This window comes from Streptomyces sp. NPDC047917 (genome assembly GCF_043204345.1).
Lineage (GTDB): Bacteria > Actinomycetota > Actinomycetes > Streptomycetales > Streptomycetaceae > Streptomyces > Streptomyces sanglieri.
Genome location: NZ_JBIDCA010000016.1, coordinates 73,405 through 96,761 on the forward strand (window position 1 = coordinate 73,405; position 23,357 = coordinate 96,761).

A 23,357-nucleotide genomic window follows, 5' to 3' on the forward strand; every position below is an offset into this window, starting at 1 on the left:
GACCCGTACGCCGGCGGCCGGTGCGGCCCCCACAGGCCCGAGCCGCGCTACGGCAGCCGCACTCCGCTGTACCTGAGCAGTCGGGGCACCCGGACCGCGAGCGTCAGCAACACCGCGACCAGCAGGATTCCGCTGAGGAACGCGGTGGCTCCGACCCCCACCGACTCGGCCGCCACGCCGAGCCCCAGCGAGGCGAACGGCATGACGCCGATGGCGAGTTCCTGCAGCCCGAGGGCGCGCCCCCGCACCTCCGGCTCGGTGGTCATCAGCAGCAGGGTGGTCTGGAGCACCCCGAACGAGGCACTCATCAGTCCGATGCACGCCATCAGCACGAACGAGAGCGGGACCGTCCGGGACAGTGCGAACAGTGACCACAGGGCGCCCCACACGGCGGTGCCGAACACGAACAGTCCGCCCTTGAACTTGAAGTCGCCGAGCATGGCTATGACCAGCGATCCGGCGAGACCGCCCAGGCCCCCGCAGGTCAGCAACCATCCCAGGCCCGCGGCGTCGAGCCCGAGAACCTCCTTGGCGAACACCGGCATGAACGCCTGGTGGACGGGCCACAGCAGGACGTTGGCGGCGAGTGTGACGAGCAGTACGGCAGAGGTGAGCCGGCTGGTCAGGACCGTACGGAATCCGCTGGTGAGCATTTTCAGCACGGGCTCCGGGCGGGCCGGTGTCCGGTGCCCCACCCCGCGCAGCGGCCACAGCGCCGCGAGTGACACCACGTACCAGGTGGTGGAGATCCACAGGGCGGCGGGCGCGCCGAACGCGCTGATCATCGCTCCGCCGACCGCGGGTCCGATGACCTGGGTCATGTTCATCGCCAGCGCGTTCAGCGCGTTGGCGTTGCTCAGGTTCTCCCGTCCGACGAGGTCGAGGACGAGCGAGGCGCGCGGCGGCTGCGACGGGGACTGTGCCAGCCCGATGGCCAGGCCCCCGGCGACCAGCGCCCCGTACGACACCTGGCCGAACGCCGCCATGGCCGCCACCACGACGACCGCACCCAGCGCCCACAGGCAGGCGATCATGAGCAGCCGGACCCGGTCGTAGCGGTCGCAGAGCACTCCGGCCAAGGGGCCGAGGAGCATGGGGGCGAGCCGTACGGCGGTGAACACGGCGAGCAGGAACTCGGAGCCGGTGGTGTCGAAGACGAGCCAGCCCATCACGAGCGTCTGGGTCCACGCGCCGCCGTAGAAGAACAGGTTGGAGACCCACAGGAGGCGGAATCCCGGACTGGTGCGCAGCGAGACCAGTGCATGCCGGGCGCCCCCGGCCACCCGCGGCTCTCTCGGTTCGGACTGCACCGGCGCCTCCACCGGCTCTTTCCGTGACAACGCACCCCTCCTCGTCCGGCACCCCGCCTGCGGCCGTCGCCCCTCCCGGGGCGTGGCCGACGAAGGACGGGGTGACCACTTGCCGAAAATGGTATCCCGAATGCGCGGGACCGGTCCGGTCGGGGCCGGATCGGCGGCGGATACGCGGGTGCGGTGCTCAGCGGGTCGGGAGCACGCTCTCGGCGAAGCCGTAGGCGGTCCAGTTCTCCTCCACCCGGCTGCGGACGCGGTCGGGGAACGAGTGCCGGAACGACGCCGTGGCGCCCTTGGTGACGCCCTCGAACTGCTCGGGCAGCAGGCAGCTGGTGACGGACTTGCCGCCGCGGCCGGTCCGTACCTCCTCGTGGGTGAGGTAGGGGACCATCGGGATGCCCGGGGCCTGCGGGTACTGGTACGTGCCGGTGCCGGGGTGGTGGCGGGTCGCCATGGCCCACACCACCTGGTCGATGTCGGTGATGTCGATGTCGTCGGCCACCAGCAGGACCTTGGGCACCAGCCATCCGGTGTGGGAGCCGAAGAGGACCTCGGCGACCGCGTCGGCCAGTTCCTTCTCGTTCGTCCCGCTCCGCGCCAGCCGCCGGATGTCGATGGACACGACGATCCAGCAGGTGGCCGCTTCGTAGGAGCACCAGGCCAGATCGACGGGCAGGCCTGCGGCGCGCAGCAGGTCCAGGCTGACGGCGGAGATCATGGTGCCCCAGATGGTGTGGTTCTCCTCCGGGGGCAGGCCCGCCACACAGATCGGCAGGATGGGGTCGTCGCGGAAGGTCATCGCTTCGACGTGGAAGACGGGCTGTGGCCTGCTCTCGGCGAAGGCGTACCCGTGGTACTCCCCCATCGGCCCCTCGGGGGCGGTCTCGTCCGGGCTGATCCAGCCCTCCAGGACTATTTCGGAGTTGGCCGGGACGTGCAGGTCGTGCAGCTCGGTGCGGACCACCTCGACCGGACCGCCCGCGAGGGCACCGACGTAGCCGTCCTCGTTCACCTCGGCGGGCAGTGGCATGCCCGCGGCGGCCAGGGCGGCGGGCGGGGCGCCGAGCACCATGGCCCACGGTGTGGGCAGGCCCCGGTCCCGCCACATGGCGTGGATCATGCCGAGGTGCTGCTGGGCCATCGCCGGGCCGACCAGGGTGGTGCGCCCGTGCAGCATGGTGCGGCTGATCGACCAGCTGGTCCACCGTCCGTCGGGAGTGCGCACCACGTGGTAGCCGTAGGTCCCCAGGTAGCGGCCGCCGTCGTTCTCGTGCAGCAGCGGCACGGGGAAGCGCTCCAGGTCGACGTCGTCGCCGGTGAGGACGTTGTCCTTGCAGGGGCCGGTCCCCACCACGCGCGGCGCGACGGGTTCGGCGTGCATGGCGGCGACGAGGTGCTCCAGCAGCTCGCGCGGGGCGGTGCCGGCCGGGAGGCCGAAGTGGGCCGCGAGCCTGCCGTAGGTGTTGCCGCCGGTGCCGCTCAGGCCCGCCGGTGCGCCGAGCATGCGGAAGCCCGCCTCGGTGCCGGTCAGATTGCTGAACAGCGGGGCGGGGCTGCTCGTCTCGTAGACGCGCCGGGTGATGGCCGCGGCCTCCAGCAGGGGGCTGACCGGTTCGCGGATGTCGACGGCGTCGCCCGTGGCGAGCAGATTCTCGACGAAGTCACGGAAGTTGAGCGCGCTGCCTCGTTGGGTCATGACAGGGCCTTTCTCAGAGTGTGGTGGAGTGTTCCGGCCGCTCCACGGGCCGGGCGGGGTGGCGGGGTTCGTCGTTCGGTGCCTGCCGGGCGCGGCGTGCCGGGCGATCCGCGGCAGCGGCCCCGAGCCCCTGCCATCGCCGGGCGGTGTGGAGTTCGAGGTCGAACTGGTCGAGGACGCGGGCCACGATGTGCTCGACGATGTCGTCGATGCCACGGGGGCGGTTGTAGAACGCCGGGACCGGCGGCATGATCACCGCGCCCATCCGCGTCAGGTCCAGCATGTTCTCCAGATGCACGGCCGACAGCGGGGTCTCCCGGGCCACCAGGACGAGCCGGCGCCGCTCCTTGAGCACCACGTCCGCGGCCCGGCCGATCAGCCCCTCCCCCTGGCCGGTACGGATGGAGGCCAGCGTCTTCATGCTGCACGGCACGACCACCATGCCGTCGGTCCGGAACGATCCGCTGGAGATGGCGGCGCCCTGGTCGTCCGGGCTGTGACACACCGAAGCGAGCGCCGCCACCTCGCGCAGCGAGTACGCCGTCTCCTGCGCCAGCGTGGTCCGGGCCCAGCGGCTGACGACCAGATGCGTCTCGACGCCCAGTTCCTTCAGCGCTTCCAGCAGGCGCACCCCGATGGGCGCGCCGGTGGCACCTGTCATGGCGACCACGAGCTTCATCGCACCGTCCTTCCGTTCACGGACGTCACGCACAGTTATTCCGTACACGTCCTACTGGTCTTCACGGTAAAGTACGTGTACGTCATAATCAATTCGGCGGAGGCAGCGGGCGATGTCGCAGGAGAACGGGGAACCGGACGTTCGGCTCGATGCCATCGGCGGAGTCGGGCCGTTGGCCCGGCAGCTGAACCAGGCGCACACCCGGCTCTGGTACGAGCGGGTGGACCAGGACCTGACGGGTCCTCAATTCACTGTCCTGACCCTGCTGCACGCCCATGGCGACATGGATCAGGGCACGCTCGGCTCGCTGGCCCATCTCGACAAGTCGACCACCGCCCCGCTCCTGGACCGGCTGCGTCGGCGCGGGCTGGTGGAGCTGGCTCAGGACGAGAAGGACCGGCGCCGCAAGCTGGTGCGCATCACCGGGAGCGGCCGGGAACTGGCCGTCCGGCTCGCGCCCGCGGTCGTGGCGGTGAACGAGGAGATGCTGTCGCCGTTCTCCCCGGAGGAACGGGAACAGTTCCTCAAGCTGTTGCGGCGCGCGGCGCAGCGGCGGGAGCGGTGACGGCGGCCTCGACCGGACGGGTCGGAGCGTGGCCGGCCGGCACCGTGCTGCGGGCGATCCGGTGCGGCACCGTGTCGCGACGGCGGTGTGGCCGGCGTGCCGCCGCGGTGTTCGGGCCGTCCGCGGCGGACCGGGCACGTCACGGGATCCGGGTGGTGCACAACGTCCCGCCGGCCGACGCACCGGATCGCACCGCGGGAAACCGGCGCCGCCGGACTCCGCGCCCGCCGCGGGCCTGCGCTCAGGCGGCCTTGAGCGCTCCGGCGTCGTGGGCGACCCGGCCGCCGACCACGGTCGCCCCCACCGTCAGCCGTGCGATGCGGTCCGGGGCGACGCCCAGCAGATCGTCGCTGAGCACCGCGAAGTCGGCGAGCATGCCCCGGGCGAGGGTTCCCTTGATGTGCTCCTCGTGGACGGCGTGGGCCGAGCCGATCGTGTAAGCGGTCAGCGCCTCCCGTGCCGTCACCGCCTCGTGCGGGCCGATCGGCGCACCCGAGGCGGTCGTCCGGTTCACCATGTCGTGGATGCTCAGCAGCGGGTCGGGGGCGACCACGGGGGCGTCCGACGAGCCGGGCAGCACCAGCCCCGCGTCGAGGAACGACCGCATCCGGTAGGCCAGCCCGGACCGTTCGGGGCCCAGCGCCGCCAGGAGGCCGTCTCCGATCTCCGAGAGGAACCGGCCCTGCGGCACCGGAATCAGGCCGAGCGCCGCGATCCGGGCGACCTGGGCGTCACTGGTCACCGCGGCGTGCTCGACCCGGTGACGCACATCGGCGCGCGGATGCCTCCGCTGCGCCTCCTCGTACGCGTCGAGAACGACGTCCAGTGCGGCGTCCCCGATGGCGTGCGTGGCGATCTGCCAGCCGCAGCGGTGTGCCTCGACGATGTAGCGGCGGATCTGCTCGGGCTCGTGCTGGAGCAGACCGCTGTTGCCGGGGGTGTCTTGGTAGTCGCAGCACATCGCCGCGGAGCGGCCGATCAGCGAGCCGTCCGACATCATCTTCGTCGGGCCGATGCGCAGCCACTCGTCACCGAATCCGGTACGCAGGCCGAGGTCGAGGCCGTACCAGGTGGTGTCCGGCGCGAAGACGCCGCAGTCGTGCAGTGCCGTGATGTACGGCATGAGCGTCATCCGGACGCCGAGCCGGCCGCTCTCCCGGACGCGCAGGTAGGCGTCCAGATCGGCGGGACCGTTGCCGATGCCGTCGACGACGCCGATGCCCGGCTCGGTCACGCTGGTGAGTCCGACCGCGAGGGCGGCCCGTGCCCCCTCGGCGATGTTGGCGGTCCACTCCTCGGCGGGCTCCGGCCGCAGCACCCGCTCGACCAGTTGCATCGCGGTCTCCTGGAGCAGTCCCTCCGCCCGCCCTGACGCGTCCCGCACGACATGACCGCCGGGGACGTCGGGCACCGCGGTGAGGTCGGTGAAACCGGCCCGGGCGAACGCCGCCGTGCCGGCGACGGCCATGTGGTGCGAGGTGTGCACCAGCCAGACCGGACGGCCCCCGGCGGCCCGGTCGAGCGCTGCGGCGGTCGGATGGGCGCCGGTCTTGTTCTGGTCGTAGCCCGCACCCAGCACCCAGGCGTCGGCGGGCAGCGTCGCGGCCCGCTCGGCCACGGCCCGGTACAGCGCGTCGAGGGTGGGCGCCGCGGTGTACGAGACATCGAGCTCGCGCCGCCCCTTGCCGACCAGACTGAGGTGGTGGTGGGCGTCGTTGAAGCCGGGTACCGCGTGCGCTCCGCCGAGGTCGACGACGGTGTCGGCGGTGCACCCCGCCAGTTCCTCGTCGAGAGCCGCGATCCGGCCGCCCAGTACGCCGATGGCGCGGGCCTCGGGGCGGTCCGGGTCGAGGGTGGCGAACCGTCCGTTGTGGAACACTGCGTCGAGGCGCACGGGGTCAACTCCTTGGGTGCTACGGGGGGATGGGGCGCTGGCGGGAGGGTGTCGTCAGACGGCGGCCGCGACGGGCGGCACGCTCGGTGCGCGCCGCTCCATGAAACGGGCGAGCACGGCGACGCACGCCGTGGTGACCAGCAGCAGGGCCGCGTAGAACGCGACCACGGGCCAGATCGAGCCGCCGCCGGACGTCAGCAGCGCCTGGGCCACCAGCGGGGTCGTGCCGCCGATGAGGGTCGAGCACAGCTGGTACGAGAGCGAGATGCCGGTGTACCGGACCCGGGAGGGGAAGGCCCGGGCGAGGAAGCCGGCCAGGACGGCGTAGTACCCCGAGCCGCTGATCATGGCGAGTGCGATGCCGCAGAACACCAGGACCGGGCGCGCCGTGTTGATCAGCAGGAACATCGGGACGGCGACGACGACGTTGGCGAGCAGCGAGCACACCATGAACCGGGCCTCGCCGACCCGTTCGGAGATCAGCGCGGCCAGCGGCTGCCACAGGAACTGCACCACGGAGAGCGCGAGCAGGACGTACAGCATCGTCTGCCGGTTCATGTGCAGCTCGTTCGTGGTCCACGAGAGCACGAAGGTGTTGGTGAAGTACGCGGCGGAGATGCCCATGATCGAGGCGCCGATGCCCAGCAGGACGGTGCGCCAGTCGGTGCGCAGCACCTCGGCGATCGGGAGTTTCACCACGTCGCCGCTCTCCTTGACCCGCTCGAAGTCGTCCGACTCCTCGACCTTCAGGCGGATCACCAGTCCGACCACGACGAGCAGCCCGGACAGCAGGAACGGCACGCGCCAGCCCCATGAGGCGAAGGCGGCGTCGTCCAGGGTGCCGGCCGCGAGGAAGACCAGGGTGGCCAGGATCGCCCCGGCCGGGGAGCCCTGCTGCACCAGCATCGCGAAGAGGGAGCCCCGGCCCTTGGGGGCGCTCTCGGACGCCATCAGCACCGCGCCGCCCCACTCACCGCCCACCGCGATGCCCTGGACGGCGCGCAGCAGCGCCAGCAGGAAGGGGGCGGCCACACCGATCTGCGCGTGGGTGGGGAGCACTCCGACCAGGAAGGTGGCGGCGCCCATCATGAGCAGCGTGGTGACCAGGGTGCCCTTGCGGCCCATGCGGTCGCCCAGGTGGCCGAAGACGATCCCGCCGATGGGCCGGGCGAGGAAGCCGACCCAGAACGTCGCGAAGGAGGCGAGCACGCCGGCGGCCGGCGACACGTCGGGGAAGAACAGCTTTCCGAAGACGAGCGCGGACGCCGTTCCGTAGATGTAGAAGTCGTACCACTCGATGGTGGTGCCGACGAACGAGGCGAGACCCGCACGGCGGGCCCGGCCCGAAGCGCGGGTGCCCCGCGCTTCGGCGGCGTCGGGAAGTCTGACGTTCATGGGTGGGCCTCCGGCGGGCGCGGAGCCTTCGGCGAGGGGCCGGACGGTGCGGGAGGACCGGACGGTGGGGAGCCCTTGGGCGAAGGAGCCGGGACGGTGAGCTGGACAGCCACAGTCTGGGATTCGACCACTCATAGCGTCTAATACTTGATTGCTACGATTCCCATGCCTTCAAGGCATGGGAAGGTACCGAGGCTTCTTGGAGGCGGCCATGGAACTGCGGGTGCTGCGTTACTTCCTCGCTGTCGCGGAGGCCGATTCGGTCACCGCCGCGGCCCGTCAGGTGCACATCGCCCAGCCCTCGCTGTCGCGCCAACTGAGCTCCCTGGAGAAGGACTTGGGAGTCTCCTTGTTCACCCGCCGGCCGGGCTCACTGACGCTGAACGCGGCCGGCCGCCGATTCCGTCCGATCGCCCAGGACCTGGTGCGCCGGGCGGAACAGGCCGCCGAGACGATGTCCGCCGTGGGGCGGGGAGAGCAGGCGGCGCTCACGGTGGTCACCGCCCCCTCCACCGTCGCCTACCTGCTGGCCCCGTTCATGGCGGGCGGCGGCAGCGCGGGGCCCACGCTGCGCGACGCCATCCAGGAGGACCCCAGCCGGGTCTTCGACACGCTGGCGCGCAGCGACGCCGACCTCGGCATCTCCACCGGTCCCGCCCCTGCCCCGCTGGAATCCGCGTTCCTGGGCCGTACGCCCGTCATCGCGCAGGTGCCCGCCGGGCACTCCTGGGCCGGGCGCCGCACGATCGATCTCGCCGAGCTGGTCTCCGAACCGCTGATCCTGATGACCCGCGCCAACGTGGCGCGGCTGGTCGTGGACGAGGCCGTGAGCCGGGCGGGGCTCGGCTTCGCCGCCGTGTCGGAGACCGGGTCGTCGCCCTTCGCGCAGGCACTCGCCGCGGCGGGGCGCGGAGTCTGTCTGGTCACCGACGACGCCCGCTTCGGCCTGTCCGAACTGATCGTGCACACTCCGGACGGCCCGCTGACGGTCCCGCTGTACGCGGGATGGGACGCCTCCCATTACGCCCGCCCCGCCATCCACACCCTGGTCGACGGCCTGCGCGACTACTGCGAGTTCCGGATGCGTCGGTTCCCGGGGCTGTGACCTGCCGGTGCGGTGGCGCTACCAGTAGTGGCGTCGGCCGCCGACCGCGTGCCCGGCGGCACCGAGGATCCACAGGACGGCCCCGATCACGACGAGCACCACACCGATGGTCCACAGGATCGAGATTCCGGCCACCAAGCCGATGACCAGCAGGATGACGCCGAGAACGATCATGATGTCCTCCAATCATGCGATTCCTCCCAGTATCCACCCGGGCTCGCCCCGTGGCCGTTCCACCGGGTGATCACACGTCCGGCAGGCGGTGCGGGGACCGGCGCAGGTAGCAGGCCCAGGTCAGTACCAGACACAGGGCGTAGTAGCCGAGGAACGCCACGTACGCGGCCTGTCCGTTCCCCGTCTCCAGGAAGGACTGGCGGAAGGCGAGGTTGACCAGCACTCCGCCGAAGGCGCCGATCGCGCCCGCCACTCCGATCAGGGCGGTGGTCCGGCGCCGTGAGCGCCGCTCGGCCTCGGCCGGCACCGCCCCTTCGGCGGTCTCCGCCCGTGCGGTGGCCCGGAAGATCGCCGGGATCATCCTGTACGTCGAGCCGTTCCCCGCCCCGCTGAGGACGAAGAGCGCGACGAATCCCCCCAGGAACAACGCCAGTGAGTGCTGCCGTGACGCCTCCAGTACCACCCCCGCGCCCACCGCCATCGCGGCGAACGTCCAGAAGGTCACCCGGGCGCCGCCGTGACGGTCCGCCAGGAGACCGCCCAGCGGTCGGGAGAGCGAGCCGAGCAGCGGCCCGAGAAAAGTGAGGGCCGCCGCCTTCACCGGGGTGTCGAACTGCTGGTGGAACTGGACCTGGAGGACCTGCCCGAAGGCGAAGCCGAAGCCGATGAACGAGCCGAAGGTACCGATGTAGAGCAGCGACATCACCCGGCCGTGCCTGCTCGCCAGCACCTCGCGCAGGGCACCGCGTTCGGCGCGTGCGGTGGCGAGGTTGTCCATCCGCAGCGCCGCGCCGAGCGCGACCAGCACGATCAGCGGGAGGTAGACGAGGATCAGCAGCCGTGGGTGGGCGGCGCCCGCGGTGGCCAGCACCAGGAGGCCGAGCAGTTGCACGGCCGGAACGCCGAGGTTGCCGCCGCCGGCGTTCACGCCCAGTGCCCAGCCCTTGAGCCGTTGTGGGTAGAAGGCGTTGATGTTGGCCATCGAGGAGGCGAAGTTGCCGCCGCCGACACCGGCCACGGCGGCCACCGCGAGCAGGGTGCCGTACGAGACCCCGGGCTTGAGCACGATCCCGGCCAGGATGGTCGGCACGAGCAGCAACAGGGCGCTGAACACGGTCCAGTTGCGGCCGCCGAACCGTGCCACGGCCGTTGTGTACGGGATCCGCAGTACCGATCCGAGTGCGGTGGGCAGGGCGGTGAGGGTGAACTTCCCGGCCGCGTCGATGTGGTATTCCGGGCCGAGGAAGAGCACCAGCACCGACCACAGGCTCCAGACGGAGAAGCCGATGTGTTCGCTGAGGACCGAGTGGACCAGGTTGCGCCGGGCGATCCGGGCGCCTGCCAGGGTCCAGAACTCGTTGTCCTCGGGGTCCCAGTCCTCGATCCGCCGGGATCCGGTCCGGCCGGTGGTGACGGCTGCGGTGGCGGTGCTCATCAGCAGACCTCCGCAGTGGCCGCCGCGACCACGCGCACGGGCCAGACACGCAGGTCGGCGGGGGTGCCGTCGGGGGCGTGCGGCTCATCCAGGCTGCGTCCGGTGCGCAGTTCGAAGGCGTGCTTGAGCATCGGTGAGATCACCACAGGTACGCCGAGCCGACTGCCGAGCAGACCGCGGGAGATGACATGGGCGCCGCTGAACGGATCGCGGTTGGCCAGTGCGTGCACCGTGCCGCCGCGCTCGCGGAAGAGCGCGACCTGGTCGCCGCGCGCGCCGACCAGTACGGCGACACCGCGCCCCGGACCGAGGTCGCGGTACCGGCAGACCGGCGTCCAGCTCCCCCCGTCGTCGATCTCCACCACGGCTTCGGTGGGTTCGGTCTCGGTCCCGCTCATCGTGTGCGTACCTCCAGGGCCGGTCCGGCGATCAGGGCCGGAGCGAGGGGGAACCCGTCCTCGTCGGGGCGGGCCGGGCGGATCCGGTCGCGTTCGTGGACGAAGCGCACGGTGGGGTCGGGCGTCCCCGGGGCGTTGGCGAAGGAGACGAAGCGGCGTACCCGTTCGGGGTCGGCCAGGGTCGCCGCCCACTCGTCCTCGTACGTCTCGACGTGTCGTGCCATCAGTTCGTCGAGGTCCGCGCAGATGCCGAGCGAGTCGTCCAGGACGACGGCGCGCAGATGGTCGAGGCCGCCCTCCAGGCGTTCCAGCCAGGGGGCGGTGCGCTCCAGGCGGTCGGCGGTGCGGATGTAGAACATCAGGAACCGGTCGACGGTGCGGATCAGGGTGTCGTGGTCCAGGTCGGCGGCCAGCAGATCGGCGTGGCGTGGCGTGGTGCCTCCGTTGCCTCCGACGTAGAGGTTCCAGCCGTCCGAGGTGGCGATCACCCCGAAGTCCTTGCTCCGTGCCTCCGCGCACTCCCGGGCGCAGCCGGACACCGCGGACTTGAGCTTGTGCGGTGCGCGCAGGCCCCGGTAGCGCAGTTCCAGTTCGATCGCCAGGGCCACGGAGTCCTGTACGCCGTAGCGGCACCAGGCCTGCCCGACACAGGACTTGACCGTGCGCAGGGCCTTTCCGTAGGCGTGGCCGGACTCGAATCCGGCGTCCACCAGGCGGCGCCAGATGCCCGGAAGCTGGTCGACGGTGGCGCCGAACAGGTCGATCCGCTGGCCGCCGGTGATCTTGGTGTAGAGACCGTGGTCGCGGGCGATCTCACCGATGGTGATGAGTCCTTCGGCGGTGATCTCGCCGCCGGGGATCCGGGGCACCACGGAGTAGGAGCCGTTGCGCTGGAGATTGGCCAGGAAGTGGTCGTTGGTGTCCTGGAGGGCGGCCTGTTCGCCGTCCAGGACGTGGCCGTTGCCGAGGGCGGCCAGGATCGAGGCGACGGTGGGTTTGCAGATGTCGCAGCCCTCGCCGTTGCCGTGTTCGTCGATCAGCCGGGAGAAGCCGGTGATGCCCTTGACGCGGACGATCTCGTAGAGCTCGGCGCGGGTGTGGGTGAAGTGTTCGCACAGGCCGCGGGCCACCTCGTGCCCGCCCGCCGCCAGCTCCTCGCCCACGATGGAGCCCAGCAGTTCGACGCAACTTCCGCATCCGGTACCGGCCCTGGTGCACTTCTTGACCTCGGGGACGGTGTGTATTCCCTGTTCCGTCACGGCTGCCCGGATGGCGCCCTTGCTGACGTTGTGACAGGAGCAGACCACCGCTTCGTCCGGCAGCACCAGGGGGCCCTGCCGGCCCGCCGAGGCGGCCGGGAGGATCAACTCCTCTGCCGGTGCGGGCAGTTGGGCACGGCTTGTGGCGAGCGGGCGGAGCGTGGAGTAGGACTCGGCGTCGCCGACCAGCACTCCGCCGAGCAGCCGTCCGTCCGGGCCGACCACCAGTTTTCTGTAGATTCCGGCCCTGCTGTCGGCGTAGAGCACTTCCAGTGCGCCTTCGGTGGTCCCCAGCGCGTCACCGAAGCTGGCCACGTCCACGCCCAGCAGTTTGAGTTTGGTGGAGGTGTCGGATCCGGTGAACTCGGATGGTGTGCCCGTGAGTTGACAGGCCACCGTGTCGGCCATCGCATAGCCGGGGGCGACCAGTCCGTAGACCCGGCCGTCGACCGCGAGGGCGCACTCTCCGATCGCCCAGACGTGCGGGTCCGCGGTACGGCAGTGTTCGTCCACCACGATGCCGCCGCGTCCGCCCACCGGCAGACCGCAGTCGCGGGCCAGCTGGTCGCGCGGGCGCACCCCGGCCGAGAAGACCACCAGGTCGACGTCGAGGCCGGTGCCGTCGGAGAGTGCCATGGTGCGGGCCCTGCCGTGTTCGTCGGTGTCGATCCGCTGGGTGCCGGCCCCGGTGTGGACATGGACGCCGAGCTCCTCGATCTTGCGCCGGAGCACCGCGCCGCCGCCCTCGTCCACCTGAAGGGCCATCAGCCGGGGTGCGAACTCCACCACATGGGTCTCCAGTCCCATGGCCCGCAGCGCTCCGGCCGCCTCCAGGCCGAGGAGTCCGCCGCCGACCACCGCGCCGACCGAGGCCCGTCCGGCGCTCGCGGTGATCGCCTCCAGGTCCTCGATGGTCCGGTAGACATGGCAGCCCGCGGCGTCGTGGCCGGGCACCGGCGGCACGAACGGGTAGGAACCGGTGGCCAGCACCAGGGCGTCGTAGCGCAGGACGCCACCGCTGCGGGTGGTGACGGTACGGGCCTCGCGGTCGATCCCGGTGGCCGGGTCGCCCAACCGCAGATCGATGCCGTGCCGCTCGACGAACCCGGGCGGGCACAGGCTCAGTTCCTCCGCGGACGTGCCGGAGAACCAGCTGGTCAGATGCACCCGGTCGTAGGCGGGGCGCGGCTCCTCGGCGAGTACGGTGACTCGCCAGCGGTTTTTCTGCTCGGCGGCCGGCCGCTCGGACAGGGCTTCCAGGAAGCGCTGTCCGACCATGCCGTGGCCGACCAGGATCAGGGACTTCTCGATCACGGGCGGTCTCCTCGGGTGGTGCCACAGAGGGTCATCGGTCGGTGGTGAGCAGGTCGTGGGGGTTCTCGGGCAGCGGGTCGTCACGCTCGTAGGCGCGGGCCAGGTCGCCGGCCGCGGCGAGATCGCCGAGCAGGATGCCGCCGACGAGGCGGTCGCCGCGGAGCACGAGCTTCTTGTACGAGCCACGGGTCGGGTCGACCAGGCGCAGCACGTCGGTGCCGGGGAGGTCCTCGCCCACCTCGCCGAAGGCCGCGTACTCCAGGGGCCCTGCGGAGAGCCGGGCCATCGGGCGCGAGCCGGTGTAGCGGAGGTCCTCGCCCGTGCCCGCCAGCCGGGCCGCCAGCAGATCGGCCTGTTCCCAGGCGGGGCCCGCCAGTCCGTGGACGGTCCCCCGGTGTTCGGCGCAGTCGCCGATCGCGTACACCCCGGGCGCGGAGGCCGCGAGCCGGTCGTCCACCACGACTCCGGAGCGCACCGCGATCCCGGCCGCGTCGGCCAGGCCGGTGCGCGGGCGGACCCCGCAGGCGAGCACCACCAGGTCCGCGTCCAGCACATGGCCACCGGCCAGTTCGACCCCGGTGACGCGTGCTCCGCCGCGCAGGGCCCTGGCGCGGTTGCCGGGGTACGTCGCCACGCCCAGCGCGGCGAGGTGTCCGCGCAGCGCGTCGCCGGCCCGGTCGTCCAGGTGGCGTTCGATCAGATGGGGAGCCTGGTGGACGATCTCCACCGGAAGGCCGAGCGCTGCCAGCGCGCGGGCGGCGCTCACTCCGAGCACCCCGCCGCCGATGACGACGGCGCGTTCGGCTCCGGCGGCGTCCTCCGCGATGCGGGCGCAGTCGGCGAGGGTACGGAAGGCGTGCACCCCCTCCTTCAGCCCGCGGCGGCGCCCGCCGTCACGCCCGTCCGGTGCGTGCAGTCCGCGCAGGGGCGGCAGTACGGGGTTGGCGCCGGTGGCCAGGACCAGCTCGTCGTAGCGGGCCGATTCACCTCCCGACAGCCGAAGCCGGCGTTCCACGAGGTCCAGGCCGACCACTTCGCAGCCGGTGCGCACGGCGGTTCCGGCACCGTGGGGCAGCGCTGTCGCCTCCGGGTCGTGGCGTCCGGTCAGCACGTCGGCCAGCAGCACCCGGTTGTACGGGCCGCGCGGCTCCGCCCCGTACAGCACCACTTCCGCGTCGCCGCCGTGCGCCCGGTACTGCTGCGCGAACCTGGCGGCGGCCATTCCGGCGCCGGCCACCGCGATCCGGCGGCTCATCGCACCGGCTCCACACGCACGGCGCAGACCTTGAACTCGGGCATCCCGGAGACCGGGTCGAGGGCCGGGTTGGTGAGCGTGTTGGCCCGTCCGGCGCCCGCCCAGTGGAACGGCATGAAGACGGTGTCGGGCCGGATCGACGAGGTCACCCGGGCGGGGGCCACCGCACGGCCGCGCCGGCTGGTGACCTTGAGCGGGTCTCCCTCGGCGACGCCCAGCCGCGCCGCCAGCCGCGGGTGGAGTTCGACGAACGGGCCGGGCGCGGCCCGGTTCAGCTCGGGCACCCGGCGGGTCTGGGCGCCGCTCTGGTACTGGGAGAGGACCCGCCCGGTGGTGAGGTGGAGCGGGTACTCCCGGTCGGGTTCCTCGGCGGCCGGGCGGTGGGTGACCGGGGCGAAGCGGGCCCGGCCGTCCGGGGTGGCGAAGCGGTCCAGGAACAGCCGGGGCGTGCCGGGGTGCTCCTCGTCGGGGCAGGGCCAGAACACCCCGTTCTCGTTCCGGATCCTCGGATAGCTGATCCCGGCGTAGTCGGCCGCACCGCCGGCCGAGGCGCGGCGGAGCTCCTCGAAGGCGTCCTCGGCCTGCTCGGGGAAGCCCTCGGCCACGCCGAGCCGGGCGGCCAGTTCACGCAGCACGTGCAGGTCGGTGCGTACGCCCGGTGGCGGGGTCAGCGCCGCCCGGCGCAGGATCACCCGGCCCTCCAGGTTGGTGGTCGTGCCGGTCTCCTCCGCCCACTGTGCCGCGGGCAGCACCACATCGGCGAGCTGCGCGGTCTCGGAGAGCACCAGGTCGCTGACCACCAGGAGGTCCAGGGACCGCAGCCGCTCGGTGACATGGGCCGCGTTCGGCGCGGAGACCACCGGGTTGGAGCCCATCACCAGCAGGGCCCGGGCGCCGCCCGCCGTTCCCAGGCCGTCCAGCAGTTCGTAGGCCGACCGGCCCGGGCCCGGCAGTTCGTCGGGGTGCACGCCCCAGACGTCCGCGATGTGTGCGCGGGCGGCGGGGTCCTCGATCGAGCGGTAGCCGGGCAACTGGTCGGCCTTCTGGCCGTGCTCCCGCCCGCCCTGTCCGTTGCCCTGTCCGGTCAGGCAGCCGTACCCGGAGCCGGGCCGACCGGCCTTGCCCAGCGCCAGGCAGAGGTTGATCCAGGCGCCGACGGTGTCCGTTCCCTTGCTCTGCTGCTCGGGGCCACGCGCGGTGAGCACCATGCCGGTGGGGGCGTCCGCGAAGAGCCGCAGGGCCTCGCGGAGTCGGTGGACCGGTACGCCGGTCAGCGCTTCCACCCGCTCCGGCCAGTGCGCCGTCGCCGCGGTGCGGGCCGCCTCGAAGCCGGTGGTGCGTTCGGCGACGAAGGCCTCGTCCACCCGGCGGTCGGCGACCGCCAGGTGCACCAGGCCGAGCGCGAGTGCCAGATCGGTGCCGGGGACGGGTTGCAGATGCAGGTCGGCCTGCTCGGCGGTACGGGTGCGTCGCGGATCCACCACGATCAGGGTGCCGCCGTTGGCGCGGAGTTCGGTGAAGTGGCGCAGTGCGGGCGGCATGGTGTCGGCCGGGTTCGCGCCGACCAGGATCACGCAGCCGGTCGTGGCGATGTCGGCCATCGGGAAGGGCAGCCCGCGGTCCAGGCCGAAGGCGATCCGGTGCGCGGCGGCCGCCGAGGACATGCAGAACCGGCCGTTGTAGTCGATGTTCGGGGTGCGGAGCACCACCCGGGCGAACTTGCCGAGCAGGTAGGCCTTCTCGTTGGTGAGCCCGCCCCCGCCGAAGACCGCGACCGCGTCCCGCCCGTGGCGCCGGCCTGCGGCCGCCAGCCCGGACGCCACCCGGTCGAGGGCCTCCTCCCAGGACGCCTCACGCAGTTCGCCGCCCCGCTCCGCACGTACCAGCGGCGCGGTGAGCCGGATCCCGGAGCGGAGCACGGCGGTGGCCGACCGGCCCTTTCCGCAGAGCGCGCCGCGGTTGACGGGGAAGTCGGGGCGCTCCAGTACCTGCGCCTCGCCGCCGTCCTGCGGCGTCCGCAGGCGCATGCCGCACTGCAGTGAGCAGTACGGGCAGTGGGTGTCGGTCGTCGTCATGCCCCGAGCGTCGGCGGAGGCCGTTTCGCGACCGGGTCGGGCCTGTTGCGTCCGGGGTACGGCTCCTTCACCGGCCGCCGGAGCCGGGGTGACGTCGCGGAAACATCGCGTAACGTCGTGGGGCCTGCCGCTTACGGCGACGTGACGGCGGCGCAACCCGACCGAAACAGCGCCGCCGGAACCTCAGGACATGAACAGCAACCGGCCTGCGGGCCCGCTCGTCGGCTTCACCGTCGGGGTCACCGCCGCGCGCCGCCGGGAGGAGCTCGTCGCGCTGCTGCGCAGGCGCGGCGCCACGGTGGTCGAGGCGCCGGCCCTGCGGATCCTGCCGCTGGAGGACGACGCGGCGCTGCGCCGGGCCACCGCGCGCTGTCTGACCGGGCCGCTGGACTATGTGGTGGCCACCACTGGGGTCGGCTGGCGCGGCTGGCTGAGCGCGGCCGACGGCTGGGGGTACGGTGCGCGTCTGGCGGAGGTGTGCCGGGACGCCGTGGTGCTCACCCGCGGCCCGAAGGCGACCGGTGCGGTGCGGGCCGGGGGCCTGAGCGAGACCTACTCCCCCGTCACCGAGACCACCGACGCGCTGCTGGCCTGGCTGCTCGCTCGTGATCTGCCCGGCAGGCGGATCGCCGTGCAGGAACACGGGGTGCCGCTGGACGCGTTCTCCGCCGCGCTGCGCGAGCGTGGCGCCGAGGTGATCGCCGTGCCGGTCTACCGGTGGGGCCCGCCGGCCGATCCGGCGCCGCTGCGCCGGCTGGTCGAGCAGACGGTCCGTCGCGAACTGCACGCGCTCACCTTCACCAGCGCACCGGCGATCGACGCCTTCCTCGCCGCCGCGGCCGGACTCGGCCTGGGCGACGAGGTGCTGGCGGCCCTGCGCCGGGACGTGCTGCCGGTCGGCGTGGGGCCGGTCTGTGCCCGGCGGCTGGAGGAGGCCGGGGTCGCGGTGCTCTGCCCCGAGCGGGGGCGGCTCGGCGCCATGGTGCGGACCGTCGAGGCCGCGCTGCCGGCGCACGCCGGACGTGAAGTCCGCGCCGGGCCGAGCACATTGGTGCTCCAGGGCAATGCCGTACTGATCGACGACGGGCCGCCGGTGCGGCTTCCGCCGCTGCCGGCGGCGGTGCTGCGCGCACTGGCCGAGCAGCCGGGGCGGGTGCTCAGCCGGGCCGAGCTGCTGCGCCGGGTCTGGGTCACCGGACGGGCCGACGAGCACGCGGTGGATGCGGCGGTCGCCCGGTTGCGCGGCGCGCTGAACGGGCATGCACGACTGGTGCGTACGGTTCCCAAGCGCGGCTACAGCCTGGCGGCGGCGAGATGAGGGGCGGGCGGGTCGCGCCGACCCTGCTGGCCGTCGCGCACGGCACCCGCGACCGGGCGGGCCTGGCCACCTACCGGGCGTTGCTCGACCTGGTACGTGCCCGGCGGCCCGGTCTGAAGGCCGAGCTGGCCTTCCTCGATCTCGCTCGGCCGGCTCCGGCCCAGGTGCTCGCGGCCTCGCGCGGGCCGGTGGTGCTGGTCCCGCTGCTGCTGAACACGGGCCACCACGTGACGGTGGACCTGCCCGCCGTCCGGGCCGCCGCGCCCCACCCGGACATCCGGCAGGCGGCGCCGCTCGGCCCCGACCCGCTGCTGGCCGCCGCCCTGGCCGACCGGCTGGCCGAGGCGGGCCCGGCCTCGGACGGCCGGGGACCGGGCGGGCCGGACGCCGTCGTACTGGCGGCCGCCGGGTCCACCGATCCGGCGGCCGGAGCGGACACCGAGGTGATGGCCGGCCTGCTCCGGCGGCGGCTGGGGCGCCCGGTGGTCGCCGGCTACCTCTGCGCGAACGCGCCGTCACCGGCCGAGGCGGTGCGATCCCTCCGGGCCGCGGGCCACCGTCGGGTGGCGGTCGCCCGGCACCTGATGGCCCCCGGCCATTTCGCCCGCCGGGCACAGGAGGCCGGGGGCTGCTTCGTCTCGGCGCCGCTCGGCGCGCACCCCGATGTGGCGCGCCTGGTGCTGAAGCGCTTCGACGAGGCGTTCGCGGAGCCGGTGCGGCGTACGGCCGGGGCGGCTACTCGAACCGCGTGACGTCACCGGCGCCCCGGCGGACGATCTCGGGTTCGCCCTCGGAGAAGTCGATGACCGTGGTCGGCTCGGTGCCGCAGTCACCCGAGTCGAGTACGGCGTCCACCACATGGTCGAGCCGTTCCTTGATCTCCCAGCCCTGTGTCATCGGCTCGTCCTCGTCGGGCAGCAGCAGGGTGCTGGACAGGAGCGGTTCCCCGAGTTCCGCGAGCAGCGCCTGGGTGACCACGTGGTCGGGGATCCGGACGCCGACCGTCTTCTTCTTCGGGTGCAGCAGCTGGCGCGGCACCTCTTTCGTCGCGGGGAGGATGAAGGTGTAACTGCCGGGCGTCGCCGCCTTGATCGCCCGGAACACATCGTTGTCGACGTGCACGAACTGACCGAGCTGCGCAAAGTTCTGGCACACGAGCGTGAAGTGGTGCCGGTCGTCGAGGTTCCGGATCGACCGGATCCGGCCGATGCCGTCACGGCTGCCCAGCCGGCATCCCAGTGCGTAGCAGGAGTCCGTCGGATACGCGACGAGCGCCCCGGACCGGATGCTGTCGGCAACGCTGCTGATGGTGCGCCGCTGAGGATTCTCGGGGTGCACGTCGAAGTACTTCGCCATTCGCGGAGTCTAAGGGCTGTCCGGTATCCGTCCTTCCCTTCGAGGCGGACACCGCCGTATCGGGTGAGCGGCGGGCGGGCTCCCGCCCGCCTCCACAGCGCCGGACTCACTGCCGCGATGCTCCGATATGCCTGATATCTTACGAATGTCTCTGATGGTGAGCCTGCGGTGCTGGACCGTGCCGCCCACGCGACGGGAGCAGGAATGAACGGTGGACCCGAACCCATGAGCGCTGCCGCCCGCAGGGCCCTGGAACAGGAGCTCGCCGACCTGCGCACCGAACGCGCCACCGTCGCCGCCACGCTGCGCGGCGGGGAGCAGGTGGGCGACCGGGCGGACGAGGCCGACGAGTTGCAGCGCGGCACGGATCTCGACCATCTGGACACCCGTATCGCCGAGATCGACGGCCGGCTCCGCGAGGCGGACGTCGCGGGGCCGCCCTCGACCGAGAGGATCGGCGTGGGCAGCACGGTGACGGTGCGGTTCGCGGACGCCACGGAGACGACCGTCCGGATCAGCGAGTTCCCCGAGGCACTGGACCTGACGCTGGTCACCGCCGACAGCCCGCTCGGCAGCGCGCTGCTCGGCCGTCGTGCCGGTGAGACCGTCACGTATGACGCGCCCGGGGGACGTACGACCGCTGTCGTGCTGTCGGTGGGCGACGAGAGCGCCCGGTGAACGGCTCCGGCATCGAGCACGAGGCCCGCGTGCCGTCCTTCGCCCCCGCGAGGCCGTGAGGGGTCAGCCGGTGACGATTCCGGTGACGAGGTTGATCGTGGTGGCCAGGATGCAGGCGCCGAACACGTAGGACAGCAGGCAGTGCCGGAGGGCGATCGCGCGGATCGTCGAACTCGACACGTCGGTGTCGGAGACCTGGTAGGTCATCCCGAGGTTGTAGCTGAAGTAGAGGAAGTCGACGTACTTCGGCCGGTCCTGCGAGTTGAAGTCGATCCCGCCCTCGGAGGGGACGTAGTAGAGGTACGCGTAGCGGGTGGCGTACATGAGGTGGAGCGACGCCCAGGCCATGAACACGCCGCACAGTGCCGTCGCGGCCGCGGCGTGGCTCAGGTCCGAGTGGCCGGCCAGCAGCATCACCACGATGCCGAACAGTCCGCACACGGCGGCCGCCACGACGACCAGCTCTTCGAGGACGGGGCGGAACTCCTCGCGCCGGACGTTGCGGTGGGTGGTGTCCGCGTCCATGGGCCAGAGCACGATCCAGCCCGCCACGACGAAGATCGTCTCCGCCGCCGCGATCCCGGCGAGGGTGCCCAGCGGCCCGTTGGCCAGTACGCCGGTGACCGCGCCGATCACCGCGCCGGCGACCACCGAGGCGACGAGCCGGGGGACGGCGGAGAGGGTCGGCAGACGGTTCATGGACGTCAAGGATGACCACCTCGATGGCCCGGCGGATCACCGGTGCCCGGCCGGAATGCCGCCCTCGGTGAACGGGGCGGGCGGGGTGCGCCCCACGCTATCCGCGCGGGCACCGCGGTGCAGCCCGGCGGCGCTCCGTGCACGCGGCCACGTAGTCCCGGGAGCCGAGTGGCGGGTGCCTCTCGGGCTGCATAGCCTGCCCGACAGGGATCGTTTCTCACCCGTGCCCGAACGGTGGAAGGGTTGAAGGTCTTGAGCACCGACCAGGACGAGCAGCAACCACGGGAACCCGCGGTCGGCCCCGCCCCCGAGGGCGAACCGGAGTTCCGCCCCTACCACCACCCCGCCGCGGGCTGGGGTGCGGCGAAGAGCGTGACCGGCTTCCTGGTGCGCGAGGGTGCCCTCGTCGACGGACCGCGGGCCATCATGCGGATGAACCACGAGAACACCGGGTTCGACTGCCCCGGGTGCGCGTGGCCGGACGACACCAAGGGCCTGCACCTGGACATCTGCGAGAACGGGATCAAGCACGTCACCTGGGAGATGACCCGCAAGCGGGTCGGGCGCGAGTTCTTCGCCGGCCACTCGGTGACCGAGCTGTCCGGGTGGAGCGACTACGACCTGGAGAACCAGGGCCGGCTGACCGAGCCGATGGTCTACGACCCCGAGTCGGACCACTACGTCCCGATCAGCTGGAAGGACGCGTTCGAGCTGGTCGGCAGCACCCTGCGCGGGCTGGACGACCCGAACCGGGCCGCGTTCTACACCTCCGGCCGGCTCGGCAACGAGGCCACGTTCCTCTACCAGTTGATGGCCCGGGAGCTGGGCACCAACAACCTGCCGGACTGCTCCAACATGTGTCACGAGGCCAGCGGCCGTGCCCTCCAGGCGTCGTTGGGCACCGGGAAGGGCACCGTCGACCTCAAGGACTGGGAGAGCGCCGACGCGCTGTTCATCATGGGGGTCAACGCCGCCTCCAACGCGCCCCGGATGCTCACCGCCCTCGCCGAGGCGTACCATCGCGGCGCCCGGATCGTGCACATCAATCCGCTCGTCGAGGCGGCGGCCACCCGCACCATCGTCCCCCACGACTTCACGGACATGGCCCTCTTCAGGGCGACCCGGACCAGCACCCTCAATCTGCAACCGCGCATCGGCGGCGACATGGCTCTGCTGCGCGGCATGGCCAAGTCGATCCTGGAGCAGTCGGAGTCCGATCCCAAGGCGCTGGACCGGGAGTTCATCGAACGGCACACCGCGGGCTTCGAGGAGTACCGGGCGCTGTGCGAGGCCACACCGTGGGCGGAGATCGAGGCCCAGTCCGGGCTGAGCCGCGCCGACGTCCTCAAGGCGGCCCGGGTGTACGGCGAGGCCGACCGGTCCATCGTCAGCTGGTGCCTGGGGCTCACCCAGCACGAACACGGCGTCGACACCGTCCGGGAGATCGTCAACCTGCTTCTGCTCCGCGGCAATCTGGGACGCGAGGGCGCGGGCCCCTCCCCCGTGCGCGGGCACAGCAACGTACAGGGCAACCGCACCTGCGGCATCGACCACCGCCCGTCCGACGAGTTCCTGGACCGGCTGGCCGAGGTCTGCGAGATCCGGCCGCCCCGCGAGCACGGCCTGGACACCGTCGACACGATCAAGGCGATGCGGCGCGGCGACGTGAAGGTGTTCGTCGCCATGGGCGGCAACTTCGCGCTCGCGGCGCCCGACACCCCGGCCACCTGCGCGGCGCTGCGCTCCTGCGAACTCACCGTCCAGGTGAGCACCAAGCTCAACCGCAGCCATCTCGTCCACGGCCGCCGGGCCCTGATCCTGCCGTGCCTGGGCCGCACCGAGAAGGACCATCAGCGCAAGGGCGTCCAGAGCACGTCCGTCGAGGACTCGATGAGCATGGTCCACCTGTCCATCGGCATGAAGCGCCCCGCCTCCCCGCACCTGCTGTCCGAGCCGGCCATCGTCGCCGGCATGGCCCGAGCGGCGCTGCCCGACAGCAACACGCCCTGGCACTGGTACATCGAGGACTACGACCGGATCCGCGACACCATGGCCCGGGTCCTCGACGGCTTCGAGGACTTCAACCGCCGGGTGCGCCTGCCGCTCGGCTTCCGGATCAGGCAGCCCGCCCGCGAACTGGTCTTCCTGACCCCGTCCGGACGCGCCGAGTTCTCCGCCGCCGCCCTGCCCGACGTCGTGCCCGCCCCCGGCACACTGGCACTGGGCACCATGCGGTCCCACGACCAGTGGAACACCACCATCTACTCCGACAACGACCGCTACCGAGGCATCAAGAACCTGCGCACACTCGTCTTCATGAACCGGGCCGACATGCGTGAACGCGGCATCGCCGACCTCGGTCCCGTCGACATCACCAGCACCGCCAGGGACGGCAGCCGGCGGTCCGTCACCGGCTACCTCGCCATCCCGTACGACATCCCCCGGGGCTGCGCGGCCGGGTACATGCCGGAGATGAACGTGCTGTGCGCGCTCGGCGACTACAGCACCCAGAGCGACCAGCCGATCATGAAACACGTCAAGGTCACCATCGATCCCGCGGCCTGAGCGGGTGTGCCGGCCCGCGCGGGCGGGCGGTCGGGCCTGTGCGCGGCGGTGCCGGGCACCGCGTCACCGCTCAGCGAGCCCGCTCAGGCGCGCCGCGTCACAGGCGAGCTTCGCGGCTCCGGCCACCACGGCCACGGCCACGGCCAGGCCACGGCCACCACCGCAGCACCCGCTCCCCGTCCCG

General features: G+C 72.2%; 19 protein-coding genes. 6 read left to right on the top strand and 13 right to left on the bottom strand.

Annotated elements, in window-relative coordinates:
• Nucleotides 1–47 precede the first annotated feature (47 nt).
• The 3 genes from ACGF8B_RS34170 to ACGF8B_RS34180 form a co-directional block, all read right to left on the bottom strand.
• Entirely contained in the window at nt 48–1,340 is a 1,293-nt protein-coding gene (locus tag ACGF8B_RS34170; protein WP_392746042.1) for an MFS transporter, read from the bottom strand.
• 157 nt (nt 1,341–1,497) lie between these two features.
• Nucleotides 1,498–3,009, bottom strand: a complete 1,512-nt coding sequence (locus ACGF8B_RS34175; protein ID WP_392746043.1) for a UbiD family decarboxylase — start codon at nt 3,007–3,009, stop codon at nt 1,498–1,500.
• Nucleotides 3,010–3,022: 13 nt separating this feature from the next.
• Nucleotides 3,023–3,688 (bottom strand): non-oxidative hydroxyarylic acid decarboxylases subunit B, encoded by a 666-nt coding sequence (locus ACGF8B_RS34180; protein WP_392746044.1) that lies wholly within the window; start codon nt 3,686–3,688, stop codon nt 3,023–3,025.
• Nucleotides 3,689–3,800: 112 nt separating this feature from the next.
• Here ACGF8B_RS34180 and ACGF8B_RS34185 point away from each other — a divergent pair, with 112 nt between their 5' ends.
• Nucleotides 3,801–4,253, top strand: coding sequence for a MarR family winged helix-turn-helix transcriptional regulator (locus ACGF8B_RS34185; RefSeq protein WP_392746045.1), 453 nt, complete (start codon nt 3,801–3,803; stop codon nt 4,251–4,253).
• A gap of 241 nt (nt 4,254–4,494) precedes the next feature.
• Here the strand turns inward: ACGF8B_RS34185 and ACGF8B_RS34190 are convergent, their stop codons facing one another.
• Nucleotides 4,495–6,147: an amidohydrolase gene (locus ACGF8B_RS34190; RefSeq protein ID WP_392746046.1), complete on the bottom strand. Its 1,653-nt coding sequence runs from the start codon at nt 6,145–6,147 to the stop codon at nt 4,495–4,497.
• A gap of 54 nt (nt 6,148–6,201) precedes the next feature.
• The gene (locus ACGF8B_RS34195; RefSeq protein ID WP_392746047.1) at nt 6,202–7,542 is read right to left on the bottom strand and encodes an MFS transporter; all 1,341 of its coding nucleotides are present in this window, start codon (nt 7,540–7,542) and stop codon (nt 6,202–6,204) included.
• Nucleotides 7,543–7,720: 178 nt separating this feature from the next.
• On the opposite strand from ACGF8B_RS34195, the gene ACGF8B_RS34200 reads away from it, so the two are divergent.
• Nucleotides 7,721–8,647: a LysR family transcriptional regulator gene (locus ACGF8B_RS34200; RefSeq protein ID WP_392746049.1), complete on the top strand. Its 927-nt coding sequence runs from the start codon at nt 7,721–7,723 to the stop codon at nt 8,645–8,647.
• A gap of 18 nt (nt 8,648–8,665) precedes the next feature.
• Here the strand turns inward: ACGF8B_RS34200 and ACGF8B_RS34205 are convergent, their stop codons facing one another.
• From ACGF8B_RS34205 to ACGF8B_RS34230, 6 genes are all read right to left on the bottom strand, one after another.
• A complete protein-coding gene (locus ACGF8B_RS34205) occupies nt 8,666–8,821 on the bottom strand; it encodes a DUF6131 family protein (RefSeq protein ID WP_392746233.1) in 156 nt (51 codons plus the stop codon).
• 70 nt (nt 8,822–8,891) lie between these two features.
• On the bottom strand, nt 8,892–10,256 hold the full coding sequence (locus tag ACGF8B_RS34210) for a nitrate/nitrite transporter (RefSeq protein WP_392746050.1): 1,365 nt from the start codon (nt 10,254–10,256) through the stop codon (nt 8,892–8,894).
• Nucleotides 10,256–10,654, bottom strand: coding sequence for a nitrite reductase (NAD(P)H) small subunit (locus ACGF8B_RS34215; RefSeq protein WP_392746052.1), 399 nt, complete (start codon nt 10,652–10,654; stop codon nt 10,256–10,258). The genes ACGF8B_RS34210 and ACGF8B_RS34215 overlap by 1 nt, the downstream gene beginning before the upstream one ends.
• Nucleotides 10,651–13,254: a nitrite reductase large subunit NirB gene (nirB, locus tag ACGF8B_RS34220; RefSeq protein WP_392746235.1), complete on the bottom strand. Its 2,604-nt coding sequence runs from the start codon at nt 13,252–13,254 to the stop codon at nt 10,651–10,653. The genes ACGF8B_RS34215 and nirB overlap by 4 nt, the downstream gene beginning before the upstream one ends.
• 4 nt (nt 13,255–13,258) lie before the next feature.
• On the bottom strand, nt 13,259–14,482 hold the full coding sequence (locus tag ACGF8B_RS34225) for an NAD(P)/FAD-dependent oxidoreductase (RefSeq protein ID WP_392746053.1): 1,224 nt from the start codon (nt 14,480–14,482) through the stop codon (nt 13,259–13,261).
• Nucleotides 14,479–16,557, bottom strand: a complete 2,079-nt coding sequence (locus tag ACGF8B_RS34230; protein ID WP_392746054.1) for a molybdopterin oxidoreductase family protein — start codon at nt 16,555–16,557, stop codon at nt 14,479–14,481. Before ACGF8B_RS34230 ends, ACGF8B_RS34225 begins: the two co-directional genes overlap by 4 nt.
• A 190-nt stretch (nt 16,558–16,747) precedes the next feature.
• On the opposite strand from ACGF8B_RS34230, the gene ACGF8B_RS34235 reads away from it, so the two are divergent.
• Nucleotides 16,748–17,875 (top strand): uroporphyrinogen-III synthase, encoded by a 1,128-nt coding sequence (locus ACGF8B_RS34235; RefSeq protein ID WP_392746056.1) that lies wholly within the window; start codon nt 16,748–16,750, stop codon nt 17,873–17,875.
• A complete protein-coding gene (locus tag ACGF8B_RS34240) occupies nt 17,872–18,627 on the top strand; it encodes a sirohydrochlorin chelatase (protein ID WP_392746058.1) in 756 nt (251 codons plus the stop codon). The genes ACGF8B_RS34235 and ACGF8B_RS34240 overlap by 4 nt, the downstream gene beginning before the upstream one ends.
• On the opposite strand, the gene ACGF8B_RS34245 is transcribed toward ACGF8B_RS34240, so the two are convergent.
• Nucleotides 18,611–19,231, bottom strand: a complete 621-nt coding sequence (locus tag ACGF8B_RS34245) for an L-threonylcarbamoyladenylate synthase (RefSeq protein ID WP_342280357.1) — start codon at nt 19,229–19,231, stop codon at nt 18,611–18,613. The genes ACGF8B_RS34240 and ACGF8B_RS34245 overlap by 17 nt on opposite strands.
• A gap of 204 nt (nt 19,232–19,435) precedes the next feature.
• Between ACGF8B_RS34245 and ACGF8B_RS34250 the strand changes: the two genes are divergently transcribed.
• A complete protein-coding gene (locus tag ACGF8B_RS34250; protein WP_392746059.1) occupies nt 19,436–19,909 on the top strand; it encodes a GreA/GreB family elongation factor in 474 nt (157 codons plus the stop codon).
• A 63-nt stretch (nt 19,910–19,972) separates the two neighbouring features.
• Here ACGF8B_RS34250 and ACGF8B_RS34255 read toward each other — a convergent pair whose 3' ends face one another.
• Complete coding sequence (locus ACGF8B_RS34255; protein ID WP_392746061.1) at nt 19,973–20,608, bottom strand: DUF1345 domain-containing protein; 636 nt, start codon at nt 20,606–20,608, stop codon at nt 19,973–19,975.
• Nucleotides 20,609–20,860: 252 nt separating this feature from the next.
• Between ACGF8B_RS34255 and ACGF8B_RS34260 the strand changes: the two genes are divergently transcribed.
• Entirely contained in the window at nt 20,861–23,173 is a 2,313-nt protein-coding gene (locus ACGF8B_RS34260; RefSeq protein ID WP_392746062.1) for an FdhF/YdeP family oxidoreductase, read from the top strand.
• Nucleotides 23,174–23,357: the final 184 nt, after the last annotated feature.